This window comes from Enorma shizhengliae (assembly GCF_009676995.1).
GTDB classification, from domain to species: domain Bacteria; phylum Actinomycetota; class Coriobacteriia; order Coriobacteriales; family Coriobacteriaceae; genus Enorma; species Enorma massiliensis.
This window is the reverse complement of sequence record NZ_VTFZ01000008.1, coordinates 19,502-32,657: the sequence shown is the minus strand read 5'-3', so window position 1 is coordinate 32,657 and position 13,156 is coordinate 19,502. Positions and strand designations below refer to the sequence as shown.

The window sequence follows — 13,156 nt, the reverse complement described above, 5'->3', positions numbered from 1 at the left end:
GCGTGCTTACGTGGGTCCCTTTGACCGCGTCTGTCATGGACTAGGATGCGCGCGGCGCACCCGCAACCACAGCCTGGGAGGACGAGGGAAATTATACAACACGGGCGCTTAGCGTGGGGTTTCGCGGTACTAAACAGGGCTGCGATGCGGACAGGGCGCAGGGCGTTGTCGGGCGCATTCCGGACATTGATGGCATTGTCGGGCGAGATTTGGACGCTCAGAGCCTCCCAGATGGCGAATTATCGCCCGAAAACGCCGACAGTGTCCGGAATGCGCCCGAAAGCGGCGCGACGCAACGCGCTCTCACCAGACGCGGGCAAACGCTAGGGCATCAACGCACGCGGCGCCGGCCTGCAGCAGGCTCGCTCGGGCGGCACGCAGCGTCGCACCGGTGGTGATGACGTCGTCAAGTAAAAGGAGGCGCTTGCCCGCAACCGGCTCGACCACCTCGTACAAACCCTGCGCCTGCTTTTGGCGCTCCGCACGACCAAGAGCGCGCTGATCGCCCTTGCCGTGTTTTAGCAGCGCATCGAGCACCGGCTTCCCCGCCATGTGCGCAAACGTCGAGGCGACGAGCTCCATATGGTCGAACCCTCGGCGAGAAAACGCCGCAGCCGTCACAGGCACGAACGTGATAGCGTCGACAGCAGAGAGCAGGCCTCCGTACCGTTCGGGCGCCGCAGCCTCAGCATGCTCGGCAGCGTCCAGCATGAGCTCGGCGATGGGCTGGGCGAGGCGCCGCTCGCCTGCATCTTTGTACGCTCGGACGATGCGCGGCACAGGACCCTCGAATACCGTTGCCGCAAGCGTTCTCCCCAAAGGCTCACACGCAGGCGCGCAGGCATGCAAACCGGAAGGCGCGTCGGATACCGCAAGGGCGCCATCGCCCGCGCATTCCGTGCAGAGCACATCGCCGAATGGCGCGCCGCAGCGCGTGCAGGCATGCACCGGATCGATAGGAGTTATGCGTGCGATGCAATCGTCGCATACGAGAGCACCGGGACGCTCGCATCCGGCACAGCGCGTCGGCGAGATGACCTCGAGGGCGACCTCGCGCATGCGCTGCCGCCATGTCGGCACGGCCGCCTCGCGGTGCGCATCTTCCATGGGCAGCACCCCCTCGCCTCAAACGCTCTGTGAAGAAGCCGAGCCGGAACCCCTCAATTGACGGATTCCGGCCCGGCTGGTTTCCGCTAGTCCTCAGACGCGGGAGGCTGTGAGCCCGGCGCCGAGCCCTTCGGCTTACGCGGCCTGCGGCGGCGACGCTTCTTGGGCGCCTGTCCCTCGCCAGCCGCAGCGTCATCGCGGGCGGCGTCCGCTTTCGGCCGCTCCTGGCCGGCAACGCCGTTCCTGCGCGCTCCGCCGCCGTCACCAGGACGCCGGCGCGACACCTTCACATCGCCGTCCGCAACCTGGCTGGCCACCGAGGGAACATCGGGCTTTTGCGGCGCCTGCTTCGTCGCGTCGCCCCGCGCCTCTGCTCGCGGCGCCGAAGCCGAACGATGGCGACGGCGCGTGCGCCCTGCCCCTTGTCCGGAACCCTCAGAAGAAGCCTCCCCGGCATCCCGGCGGCTCTCGCGCGCCGCGGCGCTCAGGAATGCGCTCTCGCGCTCCTCGCTCGAGAGATGCCGACGGCGACGGCGCGAACCTCCCTGGCCGGAGCCGCTCTGGGCCTGCCCGGCAGCGCCCTGCCCGCCATCACCGGGACGACGCGACGGCGCGGCCTCGGCGGCATCGGGGCGTGCGCCACCTCCCGAACGCTTGCGGCGACGACGTCCCGAACCCTGCCCTTCTACCGAAGCGTCGGATGCATCGGCGGCCTTGGCGGAACGGGCGCCGCGTCCCTGCTTTTCGCCGCGCGACCCCTGGCCAGCCTGGCCATCGCCGCGCTCTCCACGACGGCGACGACGCGAGGTGCCGCCATCGATCACGATGCGGTCGGCGCTCGAAAGGCCATCGCCCACATCGACGCCGTTCTCGCGGTCGAGCTCCATGAGCGCCAACGCGATATCCGGGCTCTCGAGCTTCTCGAGCACGCTGCGCGTCACGCAATCCGGACGGCACGCGCACCCCTGTTCCTCGGATTTCTTCTTAGCTGCATCGGAGCAGGTCATGTCGGCCAGGTCCACGCGGAACACCTTGCCGCTTTCCAGGCGCAGAATGAGCTGCTCACGCGGGGTATCGTATTCCTGGATGCGAGCCTTGCCGAGCGGCGTATCGATAACCGCCTTCTTCTTGGGAGCGCGGCCCTTGAAGTCCTTGTACGCTTCAAACTCATAGCGCAGGCAGCACATGAGTCGACCGCATACACCCGAGATCTTCGCCGAGTTAAGCGGAAGGTCCTGCTCCTTGGCCATGCGGATGCTCACCGGCTCGAACTGGCCCCCGAAGCGCGCGCAGCACAGCTCCTGCCCGCAATGCGCGATGCCTCCCACGAGGCGCGTCTCGTCGCGGACGCCGATCTGGCGCATGTCGACGCGCGTGTGGAAGCGCGCGGAAAGGTCCTTCACGAGCTGGCGGAAGTCCACGCGGTCCTCGGCGGCGAAGTAGAAGACGGCCTTCTCTCCCCCGAAGAGGTACTCCACCCCAACCGGTTTCATGTCGAGGTCGTTCTGCTTCACGAGATCACGGAAACCGTGCATGGCCTCCTCGCCGCGGCGGGCGAGCTCATCGGCTCGGTCAAGGTCGGCATCGGTGGCTATGCGCAGCACCGGCTTAAGCGGCGCACGGAGCGCCGATTCCTCTACCTCGAAGGGATCAGCGGTAACGAGGCCAATTTCCTGGCCGCGCTCGGTCGAGCAGATGGCGTAGTCTGCCTCGATAATGTCGAGACCTTGCGGATCGAACCACAGGTCTCGCGAGGCAAACGGGAATTTTACGGGAACTACGACGGGCATGAGAGGGCCTTCCTGATATCGAAGAGCATGACCTCGAGGGCCAGCTGAGGGGTAACGTTCCTGGCAATGGCGCGCTCAGCGGAGGAGACGGCGTCGAGCGCCTGAACGATTGCAGCCGGGTGCGCCGTCGCGGCGATCCTCTCGACGATCGAGCGGACGTCCGCGTTCACGATGCCGCCCGGCGCGCCTTCGAGCTCGATGAGCACGTCGCGCAGCAGCAAGCGGGCGCAAGCCAGCACTTCCATGATACCCGAACGCTCGCGCGCGTTGAGCTCGCGCTTGTTGCGGTCTTCCAGCTGCTTCAGCGCACCGCGGCTCAGAAAGTCCGCGTCGCGCTCGAGCACGGCCTTTTGCGTCGACTGAACCTCGGCAAGCGGGGCTTTCACTGCAACGACGAGTGCTTTCGCCGACGCGAGAACGTCTGCCTCGTCGGCATGGGCAAGCGAGTCGATGGCGCGCAGCATCTCGCGACGTGCCTGCTGGCGCTCGGCGCTCTTGAGAAACGCACGCGCCCGGGTGGGGCTCCCCGCGATGGCGACCGCCATGCGGCAACGCTCCTGCGGCAACCCCGTCGACCGCGCGACGAAGTTCGCCGCGTCCACCGGAGAGATCATGCGGAACGGAACGCATTGGCAGCGAGAGACGATCGTGGGCAAGATGGTCTCGCTCGAGGTGCCAAGCAGGATGAACGTGACGCCCTTAGGCGGCTCTTCGAGCGTTTTGAGCAGCGCGTTTGCCGAACTCGCCCGCAACTGCTCCGCACGATCGAGAATATACACCTTGCATGTGGCACGAATGGGTGCGAGCAACACGTCATCGAGCAGGTCTCGCACCTGCGAGATGAGATAGCCCGTCGCGCTTTCCGGCGCAAAATAGTGCACGTCGGGATGCGTGTGCCGAGCCACGCGCACGCAGGCATCGCACGAACCGCAGCCGGAATCTTCGCAGATGAGGGCCTGTGCAAGCGCCCATGCGGCATCGAGCTTGCCCGATCCGGGCGAACCGAGGAAGAGGTAGGCATGCGAGGTGCGGCCGGCCTCGACGGCACGCGCCAAGAAGTCGCGCACGCGCGGCTGCGTGTCGAGCTGCGCAAGCAGCGAGCGTTGGTTGTCCAGCACGGCGGCGGGCATGGCGGCTCCCCAGCTTGAAGACGTAACGGTCTGGCCCGCGATGCATCAGACGAGTTCTCTGGCATCTCGGCTATCTGCGATGCGAGCCGTGTCGATTATCATACCCCGACCGGCCCGCTCGCGTCTTGCCCGCACTACTCCCAGGAACGTGTCCTCCGGCACTACACAGCGCGTCTTCGGGCGGCTTTCCGCCATGCGGCACGTTCTCGGGCGAGATTCGGACACCGCGTGCGTCTTCGGGCACAATTCGGACATTCCCGGCGTCTTCGGGCGAAAAATCGCCACATCATGCGCCCTCAACGTCCAAATCTCGCCCGAAAACACCCTCGGTGTCCAATTGTTGCCCGAGAACGCACGCGGCGTCTGAATCTCGCCCGAAAAGCCCTAGGGAAACGCTGAATGTATCTTAGGGGCGACCGGGCTTGCAGCTTTGGGCACTTCGGAGTGGAGGGCCCGGGTAGCCGCGCCGCGGCCGGAAGGGCACCGGCCTCCTGAACTGCGCCTTTCCCTTCCCCTCGCTTTCCTCTACCCGTCCGCCGCGTCAGGAAGTGCCCAAAAGTTGAAACCTCGACAGGGCGGACGGCTCCGGCGCCTCATGATCGGCGTTTTCCAAGATGTCCGGCTATTGCCCGAGAACGAGGGCGCGAACGTCGGCATGGATTGCGTCGATATCGCGGCTGGCATCGACAAGGCGAACCCGCCCATGCTCTGCGGCAGCAATTGCGCGGAAGCCAGCCGCCACGCGCTCCTGGTAGGCAAGCCCCTTGGCCTCCATGCGGTCCTGGGCGCGATCGCGCGCGGCTGCACGAGCAGCAGCCTTGGCTGGGTCGATATCGAAAACGAGCGTGAGATCCGGGTGGCATGCACCAACGGCGAGCGCGTTGGCCCGCTGCACCGCACCAAGATCCATCCCGTTGGCATAGCCCTGGTAGGCGGTCGTGGAATCATAGAAGCGGTCACACACAACGATGCGCCCCTGAGCAAGAGCGGGAGCAACCACCTCGTGAACGAGCTGGGCGCGCGCCGCCTCGTACAGCAGGAGCTCGCAGGTGTCGCTCATCGCCGCATGCGCCGGATCGAGCAGGAGCTCGCGGATTTTCTCCGATATGGTCACGCCACCCGGCTCACGCAGAAGCAGCACGTCGTAGCCTGCACGTTCGAGGTCCTCAGCCAGAAGCTTCGCCTGCGTGGATTTACCGCACCCATCGATGCCCTCAAGCGTGATGAAGCGGGGCGCGGCAGGATTCTCCGGAAAACTCGCTGCTGTCGGCGGCTCTGCAGCCGGCGGCTCTACTGCCAGCGGCCCTGCAGCCAGCGGCTCCACGCCCGACGGCTCCCCGCTCGCGCAAAGGGCCTCAACGACCGCAGGCCCGGTTGGCTCGACAATCTCCTCCGCCATCAATTCCCCCACTCAAAGGAGCCCGCGCTCGTGCCCACGATTGAGTCATCCTCGAACGCGTACACATAGACGAGTTGCACGCCGTCCGCGTAGCTGCCGATTTCGTACGGCCACAGCGCAACGACGACACCGTTCTCGTCGGCATAGAACCGATCCTCATCAATGAGGGTGTTGAGCGAATCCTCATCGGTGCTCAACGCGCCATTGGGCTGCGCGGCAACGTAGTCGAGTACAGCGGTGACCGCCGCGCTCTTCAGCTCATCGAGCGAAACGCCCGTCGCTGTCTCGAGCCCCACCTGCTGGCCCGTATCCAGGTCGTAGAACGTGCCCGTCACGCTCTCGGTGCCGTGCGCGCCGCCGGTAAAGCCGCTTCGATCGCTCCGCACGCACACAATCGTTCCCTCGTGGTACGTCACGGTATCGCGATGCACCTGTATCTGCACGTCGCCCGATTCAAACGTCCATGACTGCGCATTGGCAACGTCTTCGTCAAACGAATCTTTGAGGTGGGCGTTCAGCGAATCAAGCGCCGGAGTCGTGGAACCGTCTGCCAGCGTGAACTGCGGGTGGCACCACGTCGAGGTCGCCTCCCATTCGGTTCCCTCGCCCTGCGAAGAGGTATAGGTCACGTCTTGCTCAACGATATCGTATGCATAGGCAGCGTCTTCCGTTTCTGCCTCAACGGCCTCGAGAGCATCGCCTGCACCCTCTTGGAGCTCCGCGAACGTATCCTCGGTCGCCGCACGCAAGTCCTCGCCATAGAGCACATCGCACTCATCGTCGTCCATGGATTCCGCCTCGACGGCGTTGTTGAAGAGCGCGAGGTCGTAATGGGTCGTGTGGTCAAGGTCGCCCTCGAAGTCGTTCCACTCCTCCTCGGTAGCGCTCTCCCCGTCGAGCGTGTAGGTCACGGAATTCTCACCAGTGTCGTAATTGAAGAACGAATCGCGTACGGCGATCGCATCGAGCGTCTCGCTCACCTGCGAGAAGTAGCCCGTGTATTCGTCGACCAGGCTCGCGTTATCAACCTGCATGTCGTACCACACAGCGCAGATTACCGGCAGGTCGTTGTACTCGTAGAGGTCGAGGAAGTATGCACCGCCGTTCGTGTACGGAGCATTGCCCTCGTAGACTTGCACGAGCTCGCCGTCTTGATAGTCCCAGACCTCGACGGGGTAGACCTCGTCGGCGCTCGCAGCGTCCGTGCCGATCTCCACAGCGTTATATGAGACGAGGAGCTCGTTCAGGCCATCGCCATCAAAGTCGATGAGCCGCGCGAGGGCGAGCCCCGTCATGGCCGTCATCTGGCCGTCGTAGAGATCTGTCGTGCCCGCGGGGCCATAGGCGTTGATGAGCTCCTGGCACTTCAGGTAGTAGTGTGCGTAGGCGAGCTGCTCTTCGGTAAACTCGGACTCGCCCTGAGCATCCCCGCTCTCCTGGCCCTCACCGCCTGAAGCGGACTCATCGGACTCGGGCGCGGGCGGCGTGACCACGACCTCCGAATCGGCGTCGGGGTTATCGTGCTCATAATGGATGGGGATGCGCTGGTCGCTCGAGCTATCATCCGAAGAATCCGAGGACTCGATAACGAGGTAGTAGTCGCCATCCGCGATATCGTCGCCGAAGTCTTCCATGGTAAAGCCGTTGTTGCCCGTCACGCGGATTTGCGCCACGGCATCGGCGATGCCGTCGTCTGCGCTCGTGCGATCCTGGCGGTCGGCCGTGCGCTCGACAAGGCTCACGACATACGAGGTGAGCTCGTTGCCCTCGGCGTCGCGCGGGCGAATGCGCGTAACCACCGAGCACTGCACCGGGTCCGTCTGGCCGTAGGTCACAGTTGGGCCTTCGGCATCCAGAAAACGCGGCACGACGAACACGCACAGTACCACGACGGCCGCGAGCGCCAGCACCGCGATGCCCGCGATGAGCGCCACGGGCTTTTTCTTGCGGGGCTCTGCGCCGGGGGCGGGCGCGGGTTGATCGGGCGCGGGCTGGGTGGGCGCGGGCTGCTGGGCAGCCTGTTGAGCAGCCGCATCCTGCGCGGGCTGTCGCCACGAGACCTGCCGGGGCGCGGCCTCCTGGCTGGAAGGCCGGCCGGCTACGCCGCCACCGAGCACCGTGGTCGCCTCGTCCTGCGGCGGCTCGGACCACAGGGCGTCCTCAGCAGCCGCGGCATCGGCTGCAGCAGCGGCGCGCTCCGCTTCGTCGGGATCGGGCGAGGGCGCAAGCCCCGTGGTGCGCTCGTCGTTGGGAGCAACGTCCTCGCCGGGTGCCGAGGCATCGTCGGCACCGAGAAGGATGGTGCCGTTCGGCGGCTCGCTCGCGGCACCCTCCGCAGCGGCGGCATCGGGGGCGAAGGCGGTCGTCTCGTCTTCGCTTGCGCCGCCGATGGCAAGCGCGCTCGTTTCGTCCTCGCTCGCGGCGTCTGCAGCACCCGCCTCGTCGGCGGAAAGAGCCGTTGTCGGCTCATCGCCCGCGGCATCGGCACCAAGCGGTGCCCCGTCAGGCCCTTCCGCGGGCTCTTCTGCCAACGGCGAGGCAGCGTGCTCGACCTGGGGCTCCCCATCTGGCGACTCCCCGATGGTCGCATCGTGCACCGATTCGGCAACCGGAGCCTCCTGCGCTTCATGCCCGGCCATTGGCTGTGCACCAACGCTCTCCCGCCCGGCCTGCTGCCCCTGCTCGAGATCGCTGCGCGGAATCACCTTGGCCACCGGAGCGCCGCATTGCGTGCAAAACTTCACATCGTCCGGCAATTTGCTGCCGCAATTCGTGCAGAACATCGCACCCTCCCGCCGTTATTCGCAAGATACGTACATGATACGCGAACCACGGCACGGGAAGCCTTGGCGCAGCCGCACCAAAAGGACCCCGATTGGCAGCACCGCTTCGGTGCTATGCGCAGCCCCTGCTACTTGGTTGTTTTCTTCGCCGCCGTCTTCTTGGCGCCCGGCTTGGCCGCGCTCTTGCGCGTACCGCCCTTGGCAGAACCGCCCTTGGCCGCGCCGCGCGCCCCGCGACCGCGCGCCGGCTTCTTCTCCTTGTCTGGGCAGTCCATGTTCACGCAGATACGCCATGGGCCGCGTGCCGTCTGAACCACGACGACGGGCGCGCCGCAGTGCTCGCACACCTCGCCCGTGGCCTCAAGCTTGCCGCGCGCCGGCAGGGGGTAGCTCACACCACATTCGTCGTAGTTCGTGCAGCGGATGAATCGCTTGCCAGATCGCTCGCTCTTATGCGCGACTAGCTCTCCGTGGCGACCGGCCTCGGCGCATACGCGGCACTCCCCCACCACCAGATCGGGCTCGAAATTGGTGGGGCACTTGGGGTTCACGCAGACCTCATAGGCCTTCTGCCTGAACGGTTGGCACTTGATGCGCGGAGCGCCGCACTCAGGACACACCGCCCCCTCGCCCTCGATCGGCGAGACCTTCACGCCGCTCGGCACCGGATAGGTCACGTCGCACTCCGGCCAGCCCATGCACCCAATAAAGCTCCCGCGCGTCTTGGCGCTCGTTTTCATCACAAGGTCCTTGCCGCACTTGGGGCACGTGCCCACCTTCGCGTCGGCCGTCACCGCGTCGGCGATGGCCTCGCCTAGATCGTCCTTGTGCGCGATGAGCGTATCGAGCATGCCGGCGAGCAGCGCGCGCGAATGCTCGACCACGTGCTCTTGGGTATCGGCGCCCGCGGCAACGTGCGTCATGTCGTCTTCGAGCTCCGAGGTCATCTCGGGCGTGGTGATGCGGGGAGCGAACTCGTGGAGCGCGTCCACGATGGCCATGCCGAGCTGGCTGGGCTCGATGGGATCGTTCTTGAGGTAGCGCACCTGGTAGAGGCGCTCGATGATGCTCGCACGGGTCGATTTGGTGCCAAGGCCGCGCTTCTCCATCTCCTGCACGAGCCGACCCTGGCTGTAACGAGCGGGCGGCTCGGTCTGCTTGGCCTCGAGCTTGATATCAGAGACATCGATCGCGTCGCCCTCTGCAAGCGGCGGCAACTGCTCGTCGCGCTTGAGGCCATACGGATATGCCTCGCGGAAGCCCGCATCCACCAGAACATCGCCCGAAGCCGTGAAGGGCTCGCCCGACACATCGATGGAAAGCTTCGTGTTCTCGATGGTCGCCGGCCCCATGAGCGTGGCGAGGAAGCGCCTCGCGATAAGCATGTAGAGCTTCTTCTGCCCGCCGTCGAGCGTCTCGGGGTCGCCTTGGCCCGTGGGGTGGATGGGGGGATGGTCGGTGGTCTCGGTCTTGCCGCGCGTGGGCTTCATGGGGCCGGAAAGCACCTTCTGGCACACCGGGCGCAGCGCCGGGCTGTTAGACGAGAGGCCGTCCACGATGCCGGCGATGTCGAGCGTGCGCGGATAGACGGTGTTGTCTACGCGCGGATAGCTGATGAAGCCCGCCATGTAGAGGCTCTCGGCGATACGCATGGTACGCGCAGGGCTGACGCCCTCGGCAGCAGCGGCAGCCTGAAGGCTCGTGGTGTTGAAGGGCGTGGGCGGCTGTTGCTTGCGAGAGCGCTTTGATACAGCCGTGATGGTCCCCGTCGTTGCACCATCGACATGCGAGAACGCGGTCTCGGCAGCGGCCCTATCGGTAAAGCGCGCCGTGGCGTGGCTCATCTTGAACGCGGTCTCGGGCTGGCCCTGCGCTGCGCCGACACCCCGGATTTGCCAGTAATCCTCGGGTACGAAAGCCATGCGCTCGCGCTCGCGCTCTACCACGAGGGCAAGCGTGGGGGTCTGCACGCGACCGGCGCTGCGCACGTTGCCAAAACCCCCGAAGCGCGCGAGCGTGAGATAGCGGGTGAGCACCGCACCCCAGATGAGGTCGATGTATTGACGGCTCTCGCCCGCATCGGCAAGATCTTGGTCCAAACTCACCAGGTTATCGAAGGCCGCCGTGACCTCGCCCTTGATGAGGGCGGAATAGCGGGCGCGACTCGTGGGAACATCGGGTGCCACCTCGCGCACGCAGTTGAGGGCGTCCGAGCCGATGAGCTCGCCCTCACGGTCGAAGTCCGTGGCGATGATTACGTGATCGGCCTTTTTTGCAAGGTTTTTGAGCACGCGGATAATCTCCTTCTCCGCGGGCTTTTTGATAATGGGCGCCCACGTGAGATACGGTAAGCTCTCGACCTTCCAGCCCTTGATGTTGATGCCGTTGGCAAGGAACGGCTTGCGCTTGGTGTCGTACGGCGGGCGCGCGAGCCCGTCGGGTACGTCGGCGGGGAGGACCTCCCCGTCTTCCGTTACGCTGTACCAGCCTTGCTTCTTATCGAAAAGAACCTCATCGGGGAAGTCGGGGGCAAGGATGTGGCCGGCGAGGCCCATGGAAACCCAATCCTCGCCCTGCACGGTAAAGCGGTACACCTGCGTGTTATATACCTTGTCGGTCTTTGGCTTCCCATCGGCCAGAAGCTGGGCGATCTTTTGGGCGGCGATGTTCTTCTCTGCGATGACGAGTTTCAAGGTCGGACCTCTTGTAGTTACGTGGTTGCGACGGCGCGGGCGCAGCGGACACCGCACCTCGGTTTTGCCTGTTCTAGCGGGACAGTATACGCGAGTTGCCCTGAGTTTACGAAAACCTCACCGGCAAGCGGCGTTGAGAGCGCGCGGAGCTACCTAACAGCAGCCTGCCCAATCAAGAGACCCCCTTCGAAAACGGGCATGATTTCGATCAATCTCACTTTTTATACCCCCTCTTTTTTGCAATATCCTGCCCGTGAACGATGAAAGCGCGGCAGAATAATCTGCCCGTAAACAGGGAGTTGAAACGGTAAAACCGCACACCGCGCATGGCGCCATTCCCGCAGGAAATATTCGCAAGCTGTTCATACACAAGCCTTCGCAACGGGGTACACTACTACTAGCGGCAGAGCCCGTACCTACCTACGGGCGGCGCTACGGTTGTTGTGGGCTAGTTGCCGCTAGCCCACTTCATTTTTTCCGTCTCGTCATCCGCCATCGCGAATACTCTTTTCGGGCTCTGCCAACTGCTGTTGCCAGCCTACTTCACGCGCACGGAGCCGCTGATGGAATCGGCCGTAATCTGCGCCGAACCATCGCCGTTGACCACCTGCGCGCTGAGCGATCCCGGCTCGTCACGTTCCGCCAGCTCCCCAAGCTCGCACACGAACCCGCCCGACACGCGATCGCTCGTGAGCGTGAAGCCGGCGTCGTCCGGAACATCCAGCGTTATAGACCCGCTCGTTGAATCAAGCGCCGTCTGCGGCGGCAAAGCACCAGCAAGCGTTACATCGAGTGCCCCCGAAACGCTCGTAACGGAAAGATCGGTCGTCACCGCTCCATCGAACGAAACCGACCCGCTGATCGAGGCAACCTCAGCACGGCCGGCGTCGAGCCCTTGTACCGTGATGCCTGAGCTTACGGTAGATACGATGAGATGGTCGCAAACGACTTGGTCGAGCCCCATGCCGGCCGACGTGCCCGAAAGATCGACCGACGAGAGCGACAGCCCCTCGGGAAGCTCGATCGTGAGCGCAAATGCTGGGTACTCGAGCCCGTTGTTGCTTTCGGGGAGCCCGTCGTCAACGATGAGCGTACCCGTGCTCTCGTCGAGCGAGATGGAGGAATGGCGCGGATCCATGTCATACGTGCCCGCACCGAGCCGCGCCCGCACCACGACGTCGTCGCCCGTTCCACGAACCAGCCTCACCTCTCCTCCGTTCCACGTTACATCGAGCCCCTTTACCTTGTCGCCGTCGAACGACGCGTGCTCGTCGACGGGCTCGTCGAGCACCGTGGTTTCCCCGCCGACCGATCCGATGACCGGAAGATCGATAGAGGGCAGGCGGCTGGAAGTTGTCCTACGGGTAAGCGCGACCATGAGCGGGAACCCAATGAGCAGCGCAATCACAACAGCCGCTGCAATGACCTTGGCCTTCTCGGCTTTCGTGAGGCGATCGAAGCTCTTCATGCCTACCTCCTCCCTTCGTCTTCACCGCGCAGGCGCTCACGCTGCTCTGCAGCGTCCATGATGTTCGCGACCCAGCGATAGAGCGGGATGGTAAAGAACACCAAGAACGAGAAGGGCGCGGCTCCCATGATGGTGAGCACGAACCAGAGGGGAATCATGAGGATGCCGTACGGGAACGAACGCCACGCCCCTTTAGCGTGCCCGCGGCCCGTGCCCTCGGCAGCCTGCGCCACGCGCTCGCTCGCACGCGTGGCCGCCTGCGCCGCCTCGGCAGCCGCCTTGCTCGCCTCCGCCGCAGCCGTGGCCGCCTGTGTTGCCTGTTCTGCACGTGCGCGCTGTGCGCCGAGCTCTTCTTCCGCACGTACCTCGCTTGAACGTTCCGCGCGCTCGAAGGCAACGTCGTCCTCGATCTCTTCGTCCACCCGAAGCAGCTCGTCAAGGCTCACGCCGTAAAGGCGCGCCAAGGCAATCAGGTTCTCGGTATCGGGTGAGCTCTCCGCGCGCTCCCACTTGGAAACGGCCTGCCGCGACAAGCCGAGTTCGCGCGCAAGCGACTCCTGGCTGTACCCCCTTGCGCGCCTGAGCTCCGCTAGACGCTGGGCTATCTTGACATTCATGGTTCTCCAACCTCGTGTTGCGAACGCCTGACCTTCCCGGCACCGGTACCGTTGACCCCACCGTACGAAAGACGGCGGTCGCACGCCAGAAAGTCTGGTAGGAATTTACGCAACTTTTAGTTGCGATGCCCCTGAACTGCCATTTTAATTCTTTTCATACGGAAAGCAG

The 13,156-nt window shown here is 64.7% G+C and carries 8 protein-coding genes; all 8 read right to left on the bottom strand.

Annotation, left to right across the window (positions count from 1 at the left end; translation table 11 throughout):
* Positions 1-303 precede the first annotated feature (303 nt).
* On the bottom strand, positions 304-1,107 hold the full coding sequence (locus GJE22_RS06650; RefSeq protein ID WP_144688534.1) for a ComF family protein: 804 nt from the start codon (positions 1,105-1,107) through the stop codon (positions 304-306).
* Positions 1,108-1,193: 86 nt separating this feature from the next.
* A complete protein-coding gene (locus GJE22_RS06645) occupies positions 1,194-2,897 on the bottom strand; it encodes a PSP1 domain-containing protein (RefSeq protein ID WP_144688532.1) in 1,704 nt (567 codons plus the stop codon).
* Positions 2,885-4,027: a DNA polymerase III subunit gene (locus GJE22_RS06640; RefSeq protein WP_087185933.1), complete on the bottom strand. Its 1,143-nt coding sequence runs from the start codon at positions 4,025-4,027 to the stop codon at positions 2,885-2,887. The genes GJE22_RS06645 and GJE22_RS06640 overlap by 13 nt, the downstream gene beginning before the upstream one ends.
* Before the next feature lie 622 nt (positions 4,028-4,649).
* Positions 4,650-5,426, bottom strand: coding sequence for a dTMP kinase (gene tmk, locus GJE22_RS06635; RefSeq protein ID WP_144688531.1), 777 nt, complete (start codon positions 5,424-5,426; stop codon positions 4,650-4,652).
* Positions 5,426-8,209 (bottom strand): zinc ribbon domain-containing protein, encoded by a 2,784-nt coding sequence (locus tag GJE22_RS06630; protein WP_144688529.1) that lies wholly within the window; start codon positions 8,207-8,209, stop codon positions 5,426-5,428. The genes tmk and GJE22_RS06630 overlap by 1 nt, the downstream gene beginning before the upstream one ends.
* 128 nt (positions 8,210-8,337) lie before the next feature.
* Complete coding sequence (locus GJE22_RS06625; protein ID WP_144688526.1) at positions 8,338-10,902, bottom strand: DNA topoisomerase I; 2,565 nt, start codon at positions 10,900-10,902, stop codon at positions 8,338-8,340.
* Positions 10,903-11,440: 538 nt separating this feature from the next.
* Positions 11,441-12,370 carry a DUF4097 family beta strand repeat-containing protein gene (locus tag GJE22_RS06620; RefSeq protein WP_144688524.1) on the bottom strand — a complete coding sequence of 310 codons (930 nt, stop codon included), beginning with the start codon at positions 12,368-12,370 and terminating at the stop codon, positions 11,441-11,443.
* A 2-nt stretch (positions 12,371-12,372) separates the two neighbouring features.
* On the bottom strand, positions 12,373-12,987 hold the full coding sequence (locus tag GJE22_RS06615) for a helix-turn-helix transcriptional regulator (protein ID WP_144688522.1): 615 nt from the start codon (positions 12,985-12,987) through the stop codon (positions 12,373-12,375).
* Between the last annotated feature and the right edge of the window lie 169 nt (positions 12,988-13,156).